Source organism: Neomelitea salexigens DSM 19753 (assembly GCF_000422345.1).
GTDB classification, from domain to species: domain Bacteria; phylum Pseudomonadota; class Gammaproteobacteria; order Pseudomonadales; family Spongiibacteraceae; genus Spongiibacter; species Spongiibacter marinus_A.
This window is the reverse complement of the sequence record NZ_AULP01000001.1, coordinates 621,330-642,650: the sequence shown is the minus strand read 5'-3', so window position 1 is coordinate 642,650 and position 21,321 is coordinate 621,330. Positions and strand designations below refer to the sequence as shown.

17 protein-coding genes are annotated in these 21,321 nt (G+C 56.0%); 12 read left to right on the top strand and 5 right to left on the bottom strand.

Annotated features, from left to right (window positions below; all coding sequences use genetic code 11):
* Positions 1-47 precede the first annotated feature (47 nt).
* On the top strand, positions 48-1,526 hold the full coding sequence (locus tag H573_RS0103075; RefSeq protein ID WP_027872983.1) for an amidase: 1,479 nt from the start codon (positions 48-50) through the stop codon (positions 1,524-1,526).
* 8 nt (positions 1,527-1,534) lie between these two features.
* On the opposite strand, the gene H573_RS16835 is transcribed toward H573_RS0103075, so the two are convergent.
* Positions 1,535-2,977, bottom strand: a complete 1,443-nt coding sequence (locus tag H573_RS16835) for a succinylglutamate desuccinylase/aspartoacylase family protein (protein ID WP_051170925.1) — start codon at positions 2,975-2,977, stop codon at positions 1,535-1,537.
* 220 nt (positions 2,978-3,197) lie between these two features.
* Between H573_RS16835 and H573_RS0103065 the strand changes: the two genes are divergently transcribed.
* From H573_RS0103065 to pbpG, 5 genes are all read left to right on the top strand, one after another.
* On the top strand, positions 3,198-4,745 hold the full coding sequence (locus H573_RS0103065; protein WP_027872982.1) for a 2-isopropylmalate synthase: 1,548 nt from the start codon (positions 3,198-3,200) through the stop codon (positions 4,743-4,745).
* Positions 4,745-5,494 (top strand): hypothetical protein, encoded by a 750-nt coding sequence (locus tag H573_RS0103060; protein ID WP_027872981.1) that lies wholly within the window; start codon positions 4,745-4,747, stop codon positions 5,492-5,494. Before H573_RS0103065 ends, H573_RS0103060 begins: the two co-directional genes overlap by 1 nt.
* Positions 5,487-5,948: a ribosomal protein S18-alanine N-acetyltransferase gene (gene rimI, locus H573_RS0103055; RefSeq protein ID WP_051170923.1), complete on the top strand. Its 462-nt coding sequence runs from the start codon at positions 5,487-5,489 to the stop codon at positions 5,946-5,948. Before H573_RS0103060 ends, rimI begins: the two co-directional genes overlap by 8 nt.
* Before the next feature lie 5 nt (positions 5,949-5,953).
* Positions 5,954-6,352: a hypothetical protein gene (locus H573_RS0103050; protein ID WP_027872979.1), complete on the top strand. Its 399-nt coding sequence runs from the start codon at positions 5,954-5,956 to the stop codon at positions 6,350-6,352.
* A gap of 136 nt (positions 6,353-6,488) precedes the next feature.
* A complete protein-coding gene (pbpG, locus tag H573_RS16830) occupies positions 6,489-7,397 on the top strand; it encodes a D-alanyl-D-alanine endopeptidase (protein WP_051170922.1) in 909 nt (302 codons plus the stop codon).
* A 28-nt stretch (positions 7,398-7,425) separates the two neighbouring features.
* Here the strand turns inward: pbpG and H573_RS0103040 are convergent, their stop codons facing one another.
* The 4 genes from H573_RS0103040 to H573_RS0103020 form a co-directional block, all read right to left on the bottom strand.
* Positions 7,426-7,824 carry a response regulator gene (locus H573_RS0103040; RefSeq protein ID WP_161624233.1) on the bottom strand — a complete coding sequence of 133 codons (399 nt, stop codon included), beginning with the start codon at positions 7,822-7,824 and terminating at the stop codon, positions 7,426-7,428.
* An 11-nt stretch (positions 7,825-7,835) separates the two neighbouring features.
* The gene (locus H573_RS0103035) at positions 7,836-9,617 is read right to left on the bottom strand and encodes a sensor histidine kinase (protein ID WP_027872977.1); all 1,782 of its coding nucleotides are present in this window, start codon (positions 9,615-9,617) and stop codon (positions 7,836-7,838) included.
* A 111-nt stretch (positions 9,618-9,728) separates the two neighbouring features.
* Positions 9,729-11,219 (bottom strand): FAD-dependent oxidoreductase, encoded by a 1,491-nt coding sequence (locus H573_RS0103030; protein ID WP_027872976.1) that lies wholly within the window; start codon positions 11,217-11,219, stop codon positions 9,729-9,731.
* Positions 11,220-11,397: 178 nt separating this feature from the next.
* The gene (locus H573_RS0103020; protein ID WP_027872975.1) at positions 11,398-13,872 is read right to left on the bottom strand and encodes a TonB-dependent receptor; all 2,475 of its coding nucleotides are present in this window, start codon (positions 13,870-13,872) and stop codon (positions 11,398-11,400) included.
* A gap of 336 nt (positions 13,873-14,208) precedes the next feature.
* Here H573_RS0103020 and fabV point away from each other — a divergent pair, with 336 nt between their 5' ends.
* The 6 genes from fabV (at position 14,209) to H573_RS0102990 (ending at position 21,319) form a co-directional block, all read left to right on the top strand.
* Positions 14,209-15,399, top strand: coding sequence for an enoyl-ACP reductase FabV (fabV, locus tag H573_RS0103015; RefSeq protein ID WP_027872974.1), 1,191 nt, complete (start codon positions 14,209-14,211; stop codon positions 15,397-15,399).
* A gap of 134 nt (positions 15,400-15,533) precedes the next feature.
* The gene (locus H573_RS0103010; protein WP_036255491.1) at positions 15,534-16,916 is read left to right on the top strand and encodes an MATE family efflux transporter; all 1,383 of its coding nucleotides are present in this window, start codon (positions 15,534-15,536) and stop codon (positions 16,914-16,916) included.
* Positions 16,917-16,968: 52 nt separating this feature from the next.
* On the top strand, positions 16,969-17,802 hold the full coding sequence (locus H573_RS0103005; protein ID WP_027872972.1) for an MBL fold metallo-hydrolase: 834 nt from the start codon (positions 16,969-16,971) through the stop codon (positions 17,800-17,802).
* A 113-nt stretch (positions 17,803-17,915) separates the two neighbouring features.
* The gene (ald, locus tag H573_RS0103000; RefSeq protein ID WP_027872971.1) at positions 17,916-19,025 is read left to right on the top strand and encodes an alanine dehydrogenase; all 1,110 of its coding nucleotides are present in this window, start codon (positions 17,916-17,918) and stop codon (positions 19,023-19,025) included.
* A 132-nt stretch (positions 19,026-19,157) separates the two neighbouring features.
* Positions 19,158-20,810: a FadD3 family acyl-CoA ligase gene (locus H573_RS0102995; protein WP_084497888.1), complete on the top strand. Its 1,653-nt coding sequence runs from the start codon at positions 19,158-19,160 to the stop codon at positions 20,808-20,810.
* Complete coding sequence (locus H573_RS0102990) at positions 20,807-21,319, top strand: Lrp/AsnC family transcriptional regulator (protein WP_234701826.1); 513 nt, start codon at positions 20,807-20,809, stop codon at positions 21,317-21,319. Before H573_RS0102995 ends, H573_RS0102990 begins: the two co-directional genes overlap by 4 nt.
* Positions 21,320-21,321 lie beyond the last annotated feature (2 nt).

Genomic DNA, 21,321 nt, shown 5'->3' with positions numbered 1-21,321 from the left:
TTCCATTGTTCGGCGTTCGGGCTGCGACAGTAACTAGGATAACGATCATGTTCAGTGAATACTCACAGTTTGACGCGATGGAACTGGCGGCTCTGGCGCGCCGTGGAGAGGTGTCGGCGCAAGAATTATTGGACGCGGCACTGGCCAGGGCTGCCACCTGCAACCCGCAGTTAAATGTACTGATTCACAGTTTTGCCGACCGAGCCAGACAGCAGATTACTGATGGCCTGCCAGAGGGGCCCTTTCAAGGTGTGCCTTTTGTACTGAAGGATCTGATGGCGATGTTTGCTGGCGAACCGATTTGTATGGGGAGTCGCGCGTTGTCCTATACCCCCAGCTATGACAGCGAGCTGGTGAAGCGCTATAAAGCGGCCGGATTGAATATTTTTGCGAAGTCGAATACACCGGAATTTGGGCTGATTATTACCACCGAGCCCAAGCGTTTTGGCCCGTCTCACAACCCACATCGGCCGGGTTACAGCACGGGTGGCTCCTCAGGGGGGAGTGCGGCGGCTGTGGCGGCGGGCATTGTACCCATTGCCCACGGTGGCGATGGCGGCGGCTCGATTCGCTTCCCCGCGAGCTGGTGTGGTGTGTTTGGTTTAAAACCATCACGAGGCCGCAACCCAATGGGCCCCGACCTGGGGGAGGATTGGCAGGGGGCGGTGGCAGAGCATGTGTTGACTAGAACCGTTCGCGATAGTGCCGCGATGCTCGACCGCACAGCCGGACCGGAGCTGGGGGCGCCCTACAATATTCGGCCGCCTGAGGGCAGCTTCCTGGCGGCCGCTGAGCGGGACCCAAAACCTTTGCGTATTGCTCTATGCCGAGAGCCGCTGGTGCCGACCGATGTGGATCCAGAGGTGCTGGCTGGGCTGGAACAAACCGCTGAGCGACTGGCGGCGCTGGGTCACCGGGTGGAGGAGGCTGAGCTGTCGGTTGATCGCGACCAAATGTGGCGAGACTTTCTGGTTATTGTCGGTGCAGAGGTAGCCGGTTTGCTGCGCCGTATTCAACGAGACTACCCCGGCAGTGACATCCGTCGCTGTGAGGCGTCGACCAAAAATCTGGCAATGATGGGACGCTCCTTTTCAGCGGCAGACCTCGTGGAGGCGCGTTACGGCTGGCATAAAGTGCAACGTGCCGCGGGTGAGTTGATGGCCGATTACGATGTCATACTTTGCCCCACAACGCCCACCGCTGCAGTGCCGCACGGTCAGTTACCGCCATCACCCTGGGAGGCTGCGCAAATGCTGGCGTCTCACCGTATGAATATAGGCCGAACGTTAATGCGCAGCGGATTAGTGAAAAAAATGGCCTTGCCGGTACTTGGTAAAATGGCCTACACCCTGCTTGGCAATATTACGGGCCTGCCCTGCATGTCGGTGCCTCTGCATAAAACCAGCAGCGGGCTGCCGTTTGGTATGCAATTTATCGCCGGTATGTGTGAAGAAGAGTTGTTGTTTAGCCTGGCAGGGCAACTAGAGCGAGAAGTGGGCTTTACCGACCTCCCGCTGCTCACTTAGCCGCAGAGTTATTCAGGGTGCTCGTCGATTTCGCGGTGTTGGGCGTCTTCAGGCAGTGACGCCGCATCGGGAGCGAGATGGTCGCCCGCTTTGGGTTTGGCGGGCTTCTCCTCCAGCAGACGACCGGCGTCTTTGGCGGCTTCTTTCACCGCCTCGCGGGCAGCATCGCTAACAGTTTTCGGGTCATCGCTGCGCTCGGCGGCAGACGTCGCTGCTTCACGGGCTGCTTCTTTCATGTTTTCGGCAACCGGTTCCAGCGCTTCGGCTACTACGGAGTCGGCGACCTTTTCCGCCGTGACGCGCTTCTCGTCGGCAGCGATGCCCACATGGTAGGCGGCGAAGCCCGGCATGACCATTTGATTGAGCGCCATACCGATGATCTGGCCGTCTACGCTGCTGCGGATAACACTGGACCGGTTGGTGATCGGGTCGGTAACGGTGCCAAGAATATCGCCCTTTTTCACGTTTTCGCCCAACTTGCTCTCCGACAGAAAAACGCCGCTTTGCTCGGCGCGTAGCCAGAGTGATTTATAAAAGACTTTCTGCTTGGGCGCGCGAACGGGTTTGTCGTCGATCATCTTCATGTAGTGCATAACGGCTTTAATACCGTTGACGCTCTGCTTCACCTCTTTGAGCTGCATTCGCAACGGTTCACCGGCTTCGAGCGTAACGGCTGGAATGCCTGCGTCGACCGCGGCGCGGCGGAGTGTGCCCTTGGCACCAGCGCCATCTAATACCGTGACGTCGTGAAACATCTTACTAAATTGCTGCACGCTCTCTTTGCCCAGGTCACTGCGCAGCTGCGTGAGGTTGGTGCGATGGAAGGAGCCGGTATGAATATCGATAAGGCGGTCGCAGTGGGAAATCACCTCATTGAAAAAACTGTGTGCAATGCGTCCAGCGGAACTGCCCTGCGCATCACCGGGGAAATAGCGGTTGAGGTCGCGACGGTCAGGCAGGTAGCGAGAGGTGCGCAGAAAACCGTGCATGTTGACGATAGGTACGCCAATGACAGTGCCATTTAGCTTGTCGCTTTCCAGGCTGAACATCACGCGGCGAATAGTTTCGACACCGTTGAGTTCATCGCCGTGCACCGCCGCCGTAAGGCACAGTGTGGGCCCGGGGTTCACTCCAGCGGCAACCAAAACGGGGGTGGGCATGGCGAGCCCGGCTACGGCTTGCCCGGCGGTCCAATAGAGGCGTTGAAAACTGCCGCGCAGAATATCGTGTCCGAGTATGTTTAAAGCGATATTGGGGTCGGCTTCGGGCACTTCAGCGCGAGCGATGATCGCTGCGGAGCGCTTTTGTCGTGGCGTTTGCAGGCCGTTGCTGGGCTTGGTGGCGGCTTCTTCCAATGACTTGTTCTGTTGCTCGTTAGCCAAGGCACTGGTAGCAACAGCTTGCAGTGCAAGCAGTGCTATGAGGCTTATCGTCAATGGCAGTGCACGCATAATTGAACAGCTCCGGCGGTCGATTCGAGGTTGAAAAGGCTACTTAGCCGTGCCCGGCGACGCAGGTCAAGTGCGCGACAGGCTTATGTGCATGTTTGATGTCGATACGCCGACAAGTTCCGCAGAGAGCGCGGCGAGTGTTAAATTGGGGGCGCGGTAATGGTCCACAAAGTCTATAATTGGGCCATTCTCATCAGTGCAGTGGCAGAAGGAGCACGGAGTGGCACAAGACAGGCTGGTAATTTTTGATACAACCTTGCGAGACGGCGAGCAAAGTCCCGGTGCGTCAATGACGCGAGAGGAGAAGGTTCGCATTGCCAAGATGCTTGAGCGCATGGGTGTGGATGTTATCGAGGCGGGTTTTGCGATTGCCAGTGTCGGAGATTTTGAATCGGTAAAAGCCGTTGCTGAGGCCGTGAGTGAGAGTACGGTGTGTAGCTTATCACGGGCGGGTGCACAGGATATTGATCGCGCTGCGGAGGCATTGAAGCCGGCCAAGCAGGGGCGTATCCACACGTTCATAGCAACTTCGCCAATACATATGCAGTACAAACTGCGGATGCAGCCAGATGATGTGGTCGAGCGCGCCGTATCGGCGGTTAAGCACGCACGCAATCTCGTTGGCGATGTGGAGTTTTCCTGCGAGGATGCGTCTCGCTCCGAGTTTGATTTTTTATGCCGGATTATCGAGCAGGTGATCGACGCCGGCGCGTCAACAATCAACCTGCCCGATACCGTGGGTTATGGTGAGCCTGGTGAATATGGCGAGCTGGTTCGGCGCTTAATAACCACCATTCCCAACGCTGACAAAGCCATTTTTTCTGTGCACTGCCACAACGACTTAGGTCTGGCAGTGGCCAACTCTCTGTCGGCAGTGATGAATGGTGCTCGCCAGGTGGAGTGCACGATCAATGGCTTGGGTGAGCGCGCGGGTAACGCTTCTCTCGAAGAAATCGTTATGGCTGTTCGCACCCGGCGCGATGTGTTCCCGGTTGATGTGGGAATAGACACTACGCAAATCGTGCCAACGTCGCGGTTAGTCTCATCGATTACGGGCTTTCCTGTGCAGCCTAATAAGGCGATTGTCGGTGCCAATGCGTTTGCGCATGAGTCGGGTATTCACCAGGATGGCGTGCTGAAGCATCGCGAAACCTATGAAATTATGCGCGCTCAGGATGTGGGTTGGCACACCAACAAGCTGGTACTGGGTAAGCATTCGGGCCGAGCTGCCTTCAAAGCGCGTCTTGAGGCGCTGGGCATAGAAGTTGCCCATCAAGGTGCACTCGATCTCGCCTTTACCCGTTTTAAAGAACTGGCGGACAAGAAACACGAGATCTTCGACGAGGACCTGCAGGCGTTAATGAGCGACGTGCAGCCTGGTGATAAACCGCAGCGCTACCAGCTGCAAACCCTGGAGGCGGTGTCGCGCAGTGGCTTCAAGCCTCGCTCCGATATTTTATTGAGCATTGATGGTGAATCTCACAGTGTCAGTGCAGAGGGTGACGGCCCTGTCGACGCAGCGTTTAAAGCGCTTGAGTCGGCGGTAAACTCCGGCGCAAAACTGGAACTTTACTCAGTTAATGCAATTACTCAGGGCACCGACTCGCAAGGCGAGGTGCAAGTGCGCCTTGCCAAGAATGGCCGTATCGTCAATGGCAATGGTGCGGATACCGATATCATTGTCGCTTCGGTCAAAGCGTATTTGGACGCCTTGAACCTGCTGGAGCTGGACAGCGCCCGTGCTCATCCCCAGCGCGAGGGCGTGTAGTGAGCGCTGAGCTTCAGCATGCTTACTTACAGGCCATGGGGCTACCGCTCTATGTGCCGCGTTTTTGCCTGCCTGGCGCCAAGCCGAGTGCTCGCGCTGAATACGCGCAAGCACCTGAGCCGACGCGCGATGCCGTAGTTGAACCCGAGCGGCCACTTGAAACTGGGGCGTCGAATATCGATACGGCGTCTGCGCGGCGTGCGTTGGAGGAGCTGACCGGAAGTAAAGATTCGCCTGCAGAGAAGCCGGTTGAGAAACGCCCCGCCGCGGCGGCGACTGCGGAGACGCAGCGCAGCACCGCGCTGCGTTTTACTGCTAGCCTGGTCGACAGTGGTATCGGTGTACGGTTCTTGGCTGACTGCAGCGACTCAGACCTATCACCTGCCAGTAAACGGCTTGTAGCCAATATTGCCCGAGCGATGGCGCGGCACTGGCAGCGCGAGCAACAGTTGTCGCTAACGGCCACCGTGTTTGACTGGCCTATTGTGAAAGTGCCGGGCTTGTTAACGGGCGAAGAAGAAGCGCGCGAGGCGCTAAGCGCCTATCTTATTGCGGAGCGGGGCAGTGCTGTTACGGCGAACGTGGTAGTTGTCTTTGGGGATTCGTTGCGCCCTTATGTCAATGGCGACTATCTGGCCGCAAATTCTGCGAAACTGATTCTCGCGCCCAGTGTTGAGGTTTTACAGGCGCGTCCTGGCGCAAAAGCCGAGTTATGGGCGGCATTACGGGCTGTTCAGGCAAGTGTCTAGGGCGGTCGACTTCGTTGAGCTAAGCAGTGCCGATTTGCCAGCCTGCTTAATGCTTAGCCGCCACAGCGACCCCTATCCCTGGCGAGATGAAAACTGGCGACGCAGCCTGCGAGACGATTACTGCTTTGCCCTGCGCGAGGATAGCGAGTTGATCGCTATTGCGGCGTTTTCACTGGTCTTAGACGAACTCAGCCTGCTCAATATTATTGTTAGCGATAAACAGCGCAGTCGCGGTCTTGGGCGACAGCTGCTCTGTAATGGCTTGGAGTGGATGCAGCAAGTAGGCGCTCAGCGCTGCTTTTTGGAAGTGCGTGAATCCAACGTTCCAGCACGCGCCTTGTATCGGACTCTGGGTTTTACTGAAGACGGTATCCGGAAAAATTATTACCCCTCGGGCAACGGTCGCGAAGATGCCATCCTCATGTCGACGCCGTTGCCTCTGTATACAGGATAATCCCCATGCGTGAAGTCGAAAGTGATTTTTGGTTTATTGCTCTGCCTGAACAATGGCGAAGCGAACGTGACGACGACAGTATTTTAATTTTTGACGAAGACGAGCTGGGCTGTATCTGTCTCAGCAACCTGCAATCCGATGACGGCAGGGTCGACCCCCAGGGACTTGAGCGACTTATCGCTGAAATGGGGCATTCGCTGAGTGATGGTGAGCGGGTGGACGTTGGTGAAGCGTGGCGCGGTTGGGAGTTTATTGGCGAAGACCAAGGCGACTTTATACGCGAATGGTATCTGATGGCGGAGGATCATTTGCTGCTTATTACCTATACCTGCGCCATGGAGGATCGCGACATGGATCGCGGCGCCGTAGATGAGATTCTGGATAGTCTTCGTTTGAAAGCATAACTATACCAATGGTTTAAAATCACTTGGCGAAGTTGTTGTAACCTAGCGTTTGTGTTAAGAAAGGCGACAGCGCGCACAGTTGCGGCCCCTGAGCTGTGCTAATGTCTGGCTAAATAAAAACGTTAGGGCAAAGTCTATGAGAAGTTTGAGTTCTCTCATCACAGCCATACTTATTATTTTCAGCGGTAGTGTTTTTGCTGGGAACACACAGGAAAGATTAAAGCTGGCATCCGTTAGCGCATTGGCAATGGATGCGGAAAGCGGCGAGCTCTTGTTCCAAAAGCACGCCAATCTTCGCATGCCGATCGCATCGCTGACCAAGGTGATGACGGCGATGGTGATCCTTGATAGTGCTCAGCCCCTAGATGAAAAGATTCGCTTCAGTGACGTAGATCGACGCGCGATTAATTACTACTTCTCTCGTATTCGTGTTGGCTCAGAGCTCCCCAGGGGAGAATTACTGAGGCTTGCTCTGATGTCCTCCGAAAACCTTGCCGCAGCAGCATTGGCGAATAATTATCCGGGTGGGGAGCGACAATTCGTAGCAGCGATGAACGCTAAGGCCGCCGAATTGGGGATGAAGAACACACGGTTTGTAGACAGTAGCGGGCTGTCGCCTAAAAATACGTCGACGGCGCTTGATCTCGCAAAAATGGTGGCTGCAGCTGCCGAGTATCCCGAAATCAAAGAATATTCCACAACGCCCGTTCACACCGCGAATTTCAGCCGTCCGCGATACCGCCTGGCTTACGTCAACACTAACCCTTTGCTGCGCTATGAGCGCTGGCAGGCCGAGGTTAGTAAGACCGGTTACTTAGATCTGGCTGGGCGCTGTCTGGTAATGAAAACAGAAGTGGATGATCGCCCTGTCGTCATGGTAATGCTGGACTCCTTCGGTAAGAGCAGCCCAGTGGGGGATGCAGGCCGGATCAAGCGCTGGATTGAAAACGGTGAAAGCGGCCGCGTGGCATCGTCAGCGCTGAGCTATCAGCGCAACAAACTGGCGGGCTATATGGCAAAGCAAGCAACGGCGAGCCTGCGTTAGGGCTAGCGCTTCGGTGAATTCTCGATAATTAGGACGGTTCGAGCTGCTGAGTGAGGCTGTCCAACCAATCTTTTTGCAGCGGTTTGCTGATATAGCCTTTAATGAGTGGGTGAGCCTCTGCGCGCTCCCGATCTTTCGGGTCAGTCGACGTTGACAGCATGTAAATATCCGCTGTTCGCTGCTCCTTAGTCAGACAGCGGCTGTAGTGATTGAGAAACTCCCAACCATCGACCGAGGGGATATTGATATCCAAGAAGATGATATCCGGCATGGGGTGCTCGCCATCCAAGGCGGCAATCAGGTGGTCGAGGGCGCTTAATGCCGAGGTGCAAGCGGTGACCTGCGTCGCTATGCTGGCCCGTTCCAGCAATAACTGGTGGTAGTAATTGTCGGCGTCGCTGTCATCGACCAACAGTATAGAATTCACACTCGGACTCATTATTCTTCGCCCTTCGGTACGGTGAAATAAAAGCAACTACCTTTTCCGGCCTCACTTTCCACCCAAATTTCGCCACCCATTAGTTTCGAAAGTTGTTTGCAGCTGGCCAAGCCGATGCCGCTGCCGGGGATGTCTTCGTGCCGGTGTAGTCGTTTGAATACATCAAAGATAGCATTCTGATGCGCGCTGTCTATGCCAATGCCGTTATCGCAAACACTGAACAACCACGCATTCTGTTTTTCGATACACTCGACCTTTACTTGTGCGGTCCTGTCGTTTGCACGGAATTTTATCGCATTGGTAATCAGGTTTTGTAAAAGCTGACGGATCTCATTGCGCCCGACCTGAATAACCGGCATTGGGCCAATGCTAATGTCCACTTCGCCGTCTGCGAGTTGCTTGCTGAGATCATCGCGCAACTCGGCGAGCAATTTAGCGCAATTTACCGTTTCAGCTTGGTAGCTGAAGTCGATGCGGCTGTAGTTCAGTAGGGCGGTGAGCAGCTCTTCCATGCGCTTAGCAGCTGCCTGTATAAAGCCGGTGGCCTTGCCGCGCTGCTCGTCCGACATACTGCCACCATCACTTTTGAGCAGCTCGCTGTAATTTCCCAAGCTTCTCAGCGGCTCGCGCAGGTCGTGTGAGGCAATAAAGGCAAAGCGCTCCAACTGGTGATTGCTTTGCTCCAGCTTATCAATGGTTTGGGTCAGGGCGGCGGCGTTTTTCTCTGAGCTGGCGAGCATGCGCTGTGCAAAATTAAAACTGCGGCGGTGAGCGCGGCTCAGGCTGATAAACAGCAGCAGGAGCATGGCATCAATAACCAGTGCGCAGATCAGAATAACCTTGGGCTGTGAGTCGTCAGTATTGGTCCAAAAGCTTGGGCTGCTGGCCGTCGCTATCTGCCATTCACGGCCGTAGATATTCAGCTTGTATTGGGCGAAGAGGCCCTGTGCTTGATTGTTTTCAGGGAACTCATCGTATAGCACGGTATCGCCATCAGAAATGCGTAAAAATATGTCCCGTTGTTGCCGCTCCAGTGTCCCGCGCATCAGTTCAGCGACCACAAACGGCGCATAGACCATGCCTGCGAAATTAGCGCGGCGCTCGTCTAGTGTTTCACTGTGTTGGCGGTAAAACGGTGCGTAGAAGAGAAACCCCGGCGTTTTATTAGCATCCTGAACCAGTACGATGGGCCCGGTAATTTGCGCCTTACCGCTGTCTCGGGCGTTAAGCGCGGCGCGCAACCGGTTCGCTTCATGGGCGACATCAAGGCCAATGGCTGCAGCATTTTTATCTTCCGGCATGACAAAGGTGATGGGCAGCAAAAAGGGTAGTGTGTGCTGCGGGTGCACCTTATATGCCGGGCGGTCCCGTCGGTGCGTGGCAAGGTAGTCGTCTAACTGCTGCCGAGGCACATAGTCGATAACACCAATGCCGTTAATACCCGGGTATTTATCGCTAATGTGTAAGGCCGAGGAGAAGCGCCGCCACGTTGCCAGGTCGACCGCTTGACTATGGGAGTGCTTAGCGGCGACACCTGCCCAGAGGGCATCTTCGTACTTGTGGAGCCGTTCCTGAATCAGGCCAGCAACCTGGGAGCTGTAGCGTTGGAAGCGGCTTTCGCGCTTGTCCTGTGCTTGGCGCTCAGCGTATTGCCAAACGAAAAAAGTGAGCACGAGCGAAAGTGCCAGCACACTCCAGTGCGCGCCGTGTAAGCGACCTGAGCGTTCGATACTGCGCCGTTCGTCGGCTAGCTCTTGTTGTTCAGTTGTCGTGCTGGACATAGCAAACGTGTAATTATGTTTAGTTGCTACGCTAACACAAATGGTATGGCAGGCCTGCCTCGAAAACGTAGGTAGTTTCCGAGGCAGGGGTTAGTGGTTTTGCCGCTGAATTTAACGAAGAGCGGCTTGCTTGCCGGCCATGCGACCAAAGAACGTTGCGTCACCCACTGACATGCCACTGGCATACCCTGCCGCCGTGCGCGGAATACCCGCGGTGGTGCGACCGGCAGCATAAAGGCCCGGAATGACTTCTTTGTCGCCGTTCAGCACTTCTCCGGTCGGTAAGCTCTCCAGTCCACCGAGTGTGAAGAATGGATAGAAGGGGCCCCGCCCCAGAGTGCAGTCCAGCGCGACGTAAGGCGCTTGAATTGGCCGCAGCCAGGCTTCCGATTTATGGAATAGGGGGTCTTCTCCGCGCTCTGCATTTTGGTTGTAGGTATCTAGGCTGTGCTGCAAGCTGCCCTCGGGCAATTCCAGTTCCTGTTCCAGTTCGGCGATGCTTTCACCGGTGCCGGCAACTTGGGCGCCGAGGTAGCTCATCTTTTCGTAGTCGCCATAGCCGTCAACGTCGGTGATCAGGTAGATACGCTTTGAATTTTGCTGCTGAAGCAAGGCGTTATAGCCAACGCGGCCGTGATAGCAGTCTTCGTTGATAAAGCGCTGGCCCTTGTCGTTGACCAAAATGCCGTAAGTCAGTGACGACGGTGGGTAGTATGGGAGGCTTACAAAGCACTCATGCATATTGGTGACCGCTGCGCCTGCACCCATGCCCATACGGATGCCGCTGCCGGTGTCACCGGGATTGCCGATTGGTGTCAGACCACAGTCAAACTGGGGAGCATATTGGCGCAGCATGTCTTCATTCATGCAGAACCCGCCAGCACAGAGAATTACGCCTTTATTCGCTCGCACGTACTGCTCTTTCTGGTTGATCCGCACCACGATGCCAACGACTTCGCCGTCATCGTTTTGAACCAAGGTCAATGCTCGAGCTTCGTAATGAACGTTAATCGCCGGGCGCTGTTCCACCGCTTCAGTAAGAATTTTCATCAGCAGAGGGCCGCCGTTGTCGCCCTCTACTTCAAGGTTGTGTCCGCGGGGCACGGGTTTGGCCTGCTCGTAGAAGGGGTAGGCTTTTTCATTGCCGGTAAACAGCAGGCAGTCGTCGGTCAGGGCCATAATGGCGCGCTCTTTCAGCTCGCTCATTTTGAAGGGAACGCCCATGCCGGTGAGCCATTCGTAGTGCTTGATGCTGTTTTCACAGTAGTGTTGTAATTTCGCGTCATCGGCCTGATTGCCAAAGCATGCGCGAAGGTAGCTGAGCATATTGTCGGTGTCGTCTTCGTAGCCGCAGGCTTTCTGAACCGGCGTGCCGCCATTGCCGCCCATGTAAATTTCAGCGCTTGAAAGTGCTGTGGAGCCACCGCTGGCACTGGCTAACTCAAACAGGGCGACCGAGGCGCCTGCATCGGCTGCTTCAATCGCCGCGCAAGCACCTGCGCCGCCGAAGCCGACAATGGCTACGTCTGTTTCGATATCCCAGTTGCTCACATCTCTGGCGCGGAGGGGTTTACTGGGGCTGCTTTTATCTTTATCGCTCATAGTGGTGACTCTTTTAATATGTCTGTATTAAAAACTGCGTCTAATCTACTGTTTTTCGCCTTTTTCGGCAACCGTCTAATGCTTGCGTTTCCAGGGTTTAATGTTGTTGGCGATGACTTTTCTGCCTGTTGCGGGCAAAAAAAAGGGCTGCATAAGCAGCCCAAATAAGACCAATTACTTAGTACTCATAGAAGATGTCGATGCCGTAGGTACGGGGCTCACCCCAAATTACCGAGCGGTCTGCCTGAGGCAGGTTGTCGACCGCTGTCAGCTCGTACTCTTCATCCAGCAGGTTCTTCGCCCACAGGCCCGCAGCAAGGCGGCCGCCAGCAAAGGGAACATCGGTCAGGCTAAGGCGAGCGTTAACCAGCTCGTACTGACGCAGCTGAGTGTTTTTAACGTTTTCAGCACGCGAGCCGCCGTTGCGCTCGTCCATGTAGTTCACGCTCACGTTGACGCTGGTACGTCCCCAGTCTGCTTGCAATAGGGTGTAGTCAGCAGAGGCAGTGAAGCTGTGTTCGGGTGCTGAGAAGAACACGAATTCGTCTGAGGCGTCGTTGCCATTAACATCAGTTGCTTTGGTAACCTCAGTATCGAGGTAGGCGTAGTTCAACATCATCAGCAGGTTTTCAGTGGCGAGGAAGGTCACATCTGCTTCAAAGCCGAACATCTCTGCTTCACCGGCGTTAGTGACCTTAGTGTCTGCCACTGTGCCTGCCAGGATGAAGTTCAGCTGCATGTCCTCGTATTCACTGAAGAATACGTCGGCGTTGATACGCAGGCGGCGATCCATTAGCTCGCTTTTAATACCGAGCTCGTAAGAGGTCACGTATTCAGCGTCGAAGCCATCAGCGTAGCCAAAGCCGTAGTCGTTGCCGTCAGTCGCAGGGCCTTGGTTGCCGTCTTGCTGTGGATCGCGGGTGTTAAAGCCACCAGATTTGTAGGCCTCCACACGCTTGGCGTAAATATTGATGTCGTCAGTCAGGTCGTACTCGGCAACAAAGCTGAACGAGTCGTTGCTGAAGTCCTGAGATGCAGGAATATTGTTGAAGTTCCGGCAGTCCCCGTTGGTCGGGTCGCCGCCGCACTGGACAAAGGATACATCAATGGGGCCGAGGGTCGTTTCGGCAACAGTGATGTCTTCCTGAAATTTGACTGTTGAGCGTTTATCTTCAGAGTGACGTGCGCCAAATGTCAGGTGTAGGCGATCTTCCAGGATATTCGGTGTCCAAGTGAACTGGCCGAACACAGCTGCTGCTTCATTTTCAATATCGTAAATCTGGCTGAGCATATTTACGGCGCGAACATTGTTAGCAATTACGCCGCTCAACCCCGGGATATCAACATTTACGGGGCCACTCAGCTGGTGGTGAAGAGGGCCGTTATCTTCAGTGGCTTCCTCTTTGAAATAATAGGCGCCGACAATGTAGTTTACGCGGCTTTCAAACAGGTCACCGCTGATTTGCAATTCGTGGGAGTATTGTTCTTGGTTAACTTTAGGGTAAACCAAGGGCAGACACTGTCCAGGTCCCATAACGAATTCGGCAGCCTGACCACAGTACTCATTCGAGTCTAGGCGGAAAATATCTTTGCTTTCTGAGTTGTCTGCATGTGGGCTTTCACCTGGCTCGAGCGGCACGCCGCCCCCTAGGTCAGCATAGGACTTATCAAACAGCTCGCGATAGGCGCCGATGTACTTGACCTGGAAGTTTTCAAAGTCTTTAGTCAGAGTAAAAGCGTAGCCTTCAATATCGGTGGTCGAAGGCTCAAACGTTGTTACGGTTCCAACTTTCTTTTGCCGAGAATTTGAGTAGGTCGTTTTCTGGCTGGCGGCGACTAAGTCCGCTTGGCTACCCGCGATTGGTGTACGTGGGCGAACATGTTGGTACTGGGTGTTGTAATAGTCGAAATCTGATTTGTCGTAGGCAAAATCCATGGCCAGTGACTCAGTAATATCCCAGCGAAGATCGACGCGGTAGCCCTCTACGTCGCGGTCACCAAAGTCGCCGCCTGGGCCGGTGTTTTCAATGTGGCCATCCTGCATAGTGCGCATCGCCGCCAGCTTCACCGCGATGGTATCGCTAAGTGGCAGGTTCAGGGTGCTCTTTGATGTAAACAGGTCGCGGTTACCCGCGGTGAATTTCTGCTTAAACTCGATGCCTTCAGTGGTGGGCTTCTTGGTCACCAGGTTGATCGCGCCACCTGTGGTGTTGCGGCCATAAAGGGTACCCTGCGGGCCGCGCAGAATTTCGATACGTTGCAGGTCGGCTACATCCAGAGCGGTGCCTGTTGAGCGGGCGATATATACGCCGTCTACATAAATACCAACCGGTGGATCCTGGGTGATTTGCGCGTCTGAAATACCAATACCGCGAATAAAGATACGCAGTGTGGCATTGTTGATTGGGAAGGGTTCAATGGTCAGGCTTGGCACCTTAGAGCCGATGTCGCCCAGGCTGCTGATGCCTTCAACTTCGAGGCGGTCTTCGCTGAACGCGGTCAATGAGATAGGTGTGTCCTGCAGTGACTCAGCTTTCTTTTGAGCCGTTACAATAACTTCCTCAAGCGCGGCTTGTGCGTACAGCGATGGCGCAAACGCCGACAAGCCCAGCCCGCCCAGTGCAGCGAGGGATTTAAGCTTACTGACTTTCATATATCACCCTTTTTTTGTAAGACGCAATGCGATTGCGACTGCGTAGTTTTCCTTGATTATTCGGAATTATGGTTATTTCTTATTGCGCATAAAGCAGATTTTGTGCAATTAGTTACACTATTGTTACTTTTATGAGAGCAATCATAGCACAGCGTTTCCCGGTAGCTGGGTAGTCTGAAACGATTATGTGCCGCGGTCATTGGCTAGAAAAATTGTGCTCGTTGTCGCCGTGGCCAGTGGGGCCTTCAAAGTTGACAGTGCATATTAGTCGCCGACTAAAGCAGGCCGTATAATGCCCGACAATTCAGGGCTAATAACGATGGAGCAGGACAGCGAATGATCATTAAACCCCGTGTGCGCGGCTTTATGTGTGTAACGACTCACCCCGTAGGCTGTGAGGCTAATGTTCGCGAACAAATTGACTATGTAAAGGCGCAGGGGGCTATCGAAAACGGCCCTAAAAAAGTGCTGGTGATTGGCTCTTCCACTGGCTACGGCCTGGCCTCGCGGATCAGTGCTGCCTTTGGCAGTGGGGCGGCCACGCTGGGTATCTTTTTCGAGAAAGAGGGCACCGAGAAAAAGCCGGGCACCGCAGGCTGGTATAACTCGGCGGCGTTTCACAAGTTTGCCGAGGCCGAAGGGCTGTATGCCAAGAGCATCAATGGCGACGCTTTCTCCGATGAAATAAAGCAAAAAACCATCGCGCAGATAAAGCAAGACCTGGGTCAGGTGGACCTCGTGGTATACAGCTTGGCGGCGCCGCGTCGTCAGCACCCCAAAACCGGTGAGATCTATAATTCGACCTTGAAGCCCATCGGCAAGGCAGTTAGCCAGCGCGGCGTGAATACCGATAAAGAGGTGATCGAAACAGTCACGCTGCCCGAGGCTTCACAGGAGGACATCGACAACACGGTGGCCGTGATGGGCGGTGAAGATTGGCAGATGTGGATCGATGCCCTCGATGAGGCCGATATGCTTGCTGATGGCGCCAAGACGACTGCCTACACCTACCTCGGTGAGCGCATCACCTGGGATATCTATTGGCATGGCACTATCGGCCAGGCGAAAAAAGACTTGGATAAACGCGTGGTCGACATTCGCCAGCGCTTGGCGGCCAAGGGTGGCGACGCCAGAGTCTCGGTGTTGAAAGCGGTGGTGACTCAGGCGAGCTCAGCGATCCCGATTATGCCATTGTACTTGTCGTTGTTGTTCAAGGTGATGAAAGCTGACGGCAGTCACGAAGGGTGTATCGAGCAGGTATACGGGCTGTTTCGCAACAGCCTGTACAGCGATGCGCCGGTGCTAGACGAGGAGGGCCGTCTGCGCGCCGATGGTCTGGAGCTGCGTGACGAGATTCAGCAGGCAGTGGCTGAGGCCTGGGATCAGGTGACGACAGAAAATCTCCACGACCTCACCGATTTTGCCGGCTATAAGCACGAGTTTTTGAAGTTGTTTGGCTTCGATATTGATGGCGTGGACTACGAGGCCGATGTCGACCCCGTGGTGGCGATCAAAAACATGGTGTAAACCGCTGAATTAGCCGTGCAACGGGAGCATTCGCTCCCGTTTTTATTTGTGCAGGAAAAATTGATAAGGGCGGTTTGCGGCGCCGCGTTGGCTGCGTTAGAGTGCAGGCCGAACCGATCCCACCGAGAGTCTCAATGTCGTCCTCCCAGCAACAGGAATTACGTAGCCAGCTGCGTATTGCTCTGCCTATTTTTGGTGGCCAGTTGGCCCAGTCTGCCAACGGATTTGTAGACACCGTCATGGCCGGCCGGGTCTCGGCACTGGACTTGGCCGCTGTGGCAGTCGGCGCGAGTATCTGGGTGCCGGTATTTCTGTTCCTGACCGGTTTGCTGATGAGCACGACCTCGGTGCTGGCCCGCCATATGGGTGCAGGCCAGCACCACCGCGTGAGCCCCATTATGCAACAGGCGGTGATGCTGGGCTTGCTGTTTGGGGTACTGGCATTCTTCCTGTTGAGAAACACGGCCCCTGTGTTGGCCTGGATGGATGTTGATGAGTCGATGCGTCCAATGGTGCGCGAGTACCTGCGGGGCCTGAGCTGGGGCTTGCCGGCCATTGCCGTGGTATTGGCGCTGCGCAGTTACACCGAGGCGCGGGGGGATACCCGGCCCGTATTGTGGATTAGCGTGATAGGTCTGCTCGTTAATATCCCGGTGAACTACGTGCTGATCTACGGCAAATTGGGTTTTCCTGCAATGGGTGGCGTGGGCTGCGGGTGGGCCACAGCGGTGGTGATGTGGCTGATGGCGCTGCTGATGATCTTTTATGTGTTGCGCCACCCCAGTTATGCAAATTCGGATGACCGCTTCAAACTGAGCCCATGGCGGCTGGAACCGGCAACCTTGCGGTACTTATTTGGCTTGGGTTTGCCAGTGGCCTTGGCGATATTTTTTGAAGTCAGCATTTTTGCGGTTATAGCTTTGTTGCTCAGCCAGTCTGGCCCCATCATTGTGGCGGGCCACCAATTAACCCTGAACTTCACTTCGCTGGTCTTCATGTTGCCGCTCAGTTTTGCCTTGGCGGCCACGGCACGGATCGGCCATGCACGTGGTCGCGAGGACGAGCAAGCGCTGCGCACTGCAATTAACGTCGCTTTCCGTATAACCTTATTTATTGGTATTACGGCGGCGAGCTTGCTGGTGCTGACCCGGCAGTGGATTCCCCGCATCTACACCGATAATGCAGAGGTCATCGCGCTGGCCAGTTACCTGCTGCTGTTCGCCGCGCTCTATCAAGTTTCAGACGCTCTACAAGTCACCGCTAATGGCTGCCTGCGCGGTTTTGAAGATACCCGTGTGCCGATGTTGCTCACGCTATTTGCCTATTGGGGCGTGGGCTTGCCGGTGGGCTATGTGCTGGCGACCGGGCAGTGGCAGCTGTCGCCGATGGGGCCAAGCGGCTACTGGTTGGGCTTGTGTGCCGGGCTGAGCTGTTCGGCGCTATTGTTGGGTGCGCGGTTGCTATGGCGCTTGCGCAGTCCACTGCAGGCGGCGCACAACAAAGCGCCGCTACTTTGACGGCCCACTGCGAAATCGACACACTTGTAGCGTGAAAGGCGGAGCATAGACAATGCAAAGTGGAATTCTCGAACAATTGCGACCGACGGTGCGCCGAGTGATTGCACCAAACCCCGGTGTAATGACCGGCCCCGGCACCAATAGCTATTTACTTGGCCGTCGCCGTATAACCCTGCTCGATCCGGGGCCGCCAATGGTCGAACATGTGGAGGCTCTTGAGGCCGCTCTGCGACAAATTGGCGGCGAACTTACGCAAATTGTTGTGACCCACACCCACCCGGACCATTCTCCCGCGGCGGCCATGCTGGCAGAGCGTTACGATGTGCCGCTGCTTGGGCGGGCCATTGCGGATGATGGCCATCAGGATACGAGTTTCTCGCCAAACATTGAGCTGCAGCACGAGCATGATATCGATGTCGATGGCGAGCGCTTAATAGCCGTGCATACCCCCGGGCATGTCGATAATCACTTTTGCTTTCTCCATGAGTCCAGCGGCCTGCTGTTTACCGGCGACCATATTATGGAAGGGTCGACGGTGGTGATTATCCCTCCCGCCGGCGATATGGCCGACTATATTGCGTCGCTCGAGCGCATGCTGGAATACCCACTTCAGGCCCTGGCGCCGGGGCATGGCCGTCTTATTGACGAGCCCCGCGCGGAAATCGAGGCGCTGATAAAGCACCGTTTGGGGCGAGAGCACAAAGTGCGCCAAACACTTGAGTCGCAGCAACGCCCCCAGGCGCTGGATGGCTTGGTGGTACACGCCTACGACGATGTTGACCCTGCTCTGCACCCTATAGCCCAGCTCTCGCTGTGGGCCCATCTGTTGAAATTGCAAAAAGACGGCGAAGCGATAGAGCGCGATGGTCTATGGCAGCGCGTGTAAATCCGTAAACCGCGATAAGGCCGTTGCCCGTTCACTAAATTGGTAATCTTGTAGATATCAGCCATATTTCCTGTGAGAAAGCTGCCCTTTGTGCGGTGTAACGGGAGATCGATATGCGTATCGGCGTGCCAAAAGAGCAAAAAGCGCAAGAATATCGTGTGGGTTTGACGCCCAGCGCGGTGCGTCAGCTCACTGAGCAGGGGCACCAAGTCGTCGTCGAAGAGGGCGCAGGTCAGGGGTCTGGCTATCTGGATCAAGAATATCGGCAAGCCGGTGCTAACTTGTTGTCAGGCGCTGAAGAGGTCTACGCGCAAGCGGCGCTTATCGTCAAAGTGAAGGAGCCCCAGCCTGGGGAAATTGACCTGCTGCGCGCTGGCCAGTGCTTGTTCTGTTATCTCCACCTCGCCCCCGACATTGCGCTATGTGATGACCTGCTTGCCAGCGGCGTGACGGCTATCGCCTATGAAACGATTACCGACGACGCGGGCCGACTGCCCCTGCTAAAACCAATGAGCGAAATTGCGGGGCGGCTCTCTGTGCAAGCCGGGGCCCACTGTTTGGAAACTGCGCAAGGTGGCCGGGGCGTGTTGCTGGGTGCTGTTGCCGAGCTGCCGCCGGCAAAAGTGCTGGTGCTCGGCGGCGGCGTTGTGGGCAGTCAGGCCATCGACGTAGCGTTGGGAATGGGGGCAACGGTTGCGGTGGTGGAAAAGCAGCGACAGCGCCGGGATCAGTTGGCCGCTCATTACAACAGTGCGCACCTGGCGGTATTGGCCGAGCTCGATTGCGAGGCGGTGTTGCCTAACGTCGATATGGTGGTCGGTGCGGCCTTGGTGCCGGGGGCGCGAGCGCCGCAGCTGATTAAGCGCAGCCATCTCCCACTGCTGAATGCCGGTGCGGTATTGGTCGACGTCGCTGTCGATCAGGGCGGCTGTTTCGAAAGCAGTCGTCCGACCAGTCACCAGCAGCCCACATTTATTGATCAGGGTATTGTTCATTACTGTGTCGCCAATATTCCCAGTGCGGTATCGCGAACGGCGAGCTTGGCATTGAGCCAGGCAACGCTGGCCTATGTGCAGCGCATTGCCAGCAGTGACCTGCCCGGCATTGCGGCTACGCCTGGGATACGCGACGGTATCAATATCGCCGGTGGTACCGTTTACTGCCCGGCGGTGGCCGAGGCGCAGCAGCGCCCGCTGGCTGACCTGGGGTCACTCACAGCCTAAGTTAACGTCATCCGAAGGGATTAGTTATCGGTGTTATGCGTAGTATTTGGTAGATAATGCTACGCAAAGCCTTGTTGTGTTGCGATTCTGCTTCTAGACTCTATGTTTTCGTCGATGTTTAGGGGCTTGAACATGTCATCGTCTAAATCGCCTTCTTCCAATGCTTCTGGCCGCGCTGATCAGCTTGCTGACCTCACCTTGCCGCCGCTGACTGTCCCCCGATTGATGGGGTGGGCCGCGCAGCAGTACGGTGCAAAAACGGCAATACAGGCTGACGACGAGGTGCTGAGTTATCGGCAGCTAAATGACCTTCGCCGCAGTGCTGGTCGCGCTTTCATGGCGCTGGGGGTTCAGTCGGGTGACCGGGTGGCTATTTGGGCGCCGAATAGTGCGCGCTGGATTATTGCCGCGCTGGGCTTGCAGTCAGTGGGCGCGGTGTTGGTGCCTCTCAATACCCGTCTGCAGGGCCCTGAGGCGGCCGATATTCTCGCGCGGGCCGGAGTGAGTGTATTGCTGACTGTCGGCGCGCTGGAGGGGGCGGTTCCCGCCGAGGTAGTGAAGAGCGAAAGCCTGCCGGCCTTGCGCTACATTGTTCGACTGGACAGCGACGGCGACAGCGCGGACCAGTTGGGGTGGGCGGCATTTATGGCGAAGGCCAGCGAAGCTGACGACGCTGCCTTCATTGCGCTGGAGCGCGCGATTAACCCCGAAGACAGTGCCGACATGCTGTTTACCTCGGGTACCACCGGCAAACCCAAGGGCGTGCTGTGTAGTCACGAACAAAACATTCGCGTATTCGCCACCTGGAGCGACACCGTTGGCCTGCGCGCCGACGACAACTACCTGATCATCAACCCCTTCTTCCACTCCTTTGGTTACAAGGCCGGGTGGTTGGCGGCGCTGATTAGCGGTTGCACGATTTTCCCCATGGCGCAGTTTGATCGCCGCCAGGTAATGGAGGCAATTTCTCGTCACCGCATCAGCATGTTGCCCGGCGCGCCCTCGCTTTACGAAATGCTACTGGCCGACCCCGAGCGGGGTAACTATGACTTCTCAAGCTTGCGCCTCGGCGTAACCGGCGCTGCGACGGTGCCCGTAAAGCTGGTGGAAGACATGCGCAGCGAACTGGGTTTTGAAACGGTGGTGACCGCCTACGGCCTCACGGAGTCGACGGGGGTGGTGACCATCTGCCGGCCTGATGACGACCCCGAGACCATCGCCAATACCTGCGGCCGCGCGATGCCCGGTGTCGAGCTTAAATGCGCCGATCCGCAAACCGGTGAGGCGCGTGCTGCCGGCGAAGAGGGTGAGGTGTGGTTGCGGGGCTACAACGTCATGCAAGGCTACTTCGACATGCCCGAGGCGACCGCCGATGCCATCACCAGCGATGGCTGGCTGCGCACCGGTGATATTGGTGTGATGGATGAGCGCGGTTACCTGCGCATTACCGACCGTTTAAAAGATATGTACATCATGAACGGTGAAAACGTCTATCCCGCGGAAGTTGAAAAGCTGCTCTACGGTTTGGATGGCGTCGCCCAGGCTGCCGTCATCGGTGTGCCCAAGGCACCACAGGGTGAAGTGGGTATGGCCTTTATCGTACGCCGCGCGGGCAGCGAGCTGTCGGCTGAACAGGTAAAAGCCTTCTGTGCTGAGCAATTGGCGCGCTACAAACTTCCTTACTACGTGGCATTCGTCGATGCGCTGCCAATGAACGCCTCGGGCAAGGTGTTGAAAACGGAACTGGCTGCGCAGGCCGCCCAGCATATTGAGGCCCAGGCGTGAATATTGGCAGCGATGGTGCCATCCCGCCGCTAGCGGGGGATGAGTCCAACCAAGGCATGGACGAGGTGGACTTTCGCATTGTTGCCTTGCTGCGCCGCGACGGGCGCATGCCCTACAAAGCCATTGCTGCGGATCTCGGTCTAACCGAAGCCACTGTGCGCTCGCGGGTGCGTCGCATGGAGGAGGCCGACAGCCTGCGGGTAGTTGCTGTTACCGACTACGAAGCGGTGGGCTACAGCATGATGCTGGCGGTCGGTATTCAGGTGGAAGGCCGCGCCGCCGATGAGGTCGCAGAAGATTTGGCGGGTTTTGCCCAGGTTTTCTCCGTGTGCCAGGTGGTTGGCACGTTGGATATTGAAGCGCTGGCGGTGGCGCGTGATCAGGAAGACCTCAACAAGCTGCTTAGCCAGTTGGCTGCCGTGCCCGGTGTGAGAAAGTTGGAGCCATCCGTCGCGCTGGACGTTCTCAAAAATCAGTCAAATTGGGTGCCCTTCGGGCAGGCGGACTAGGT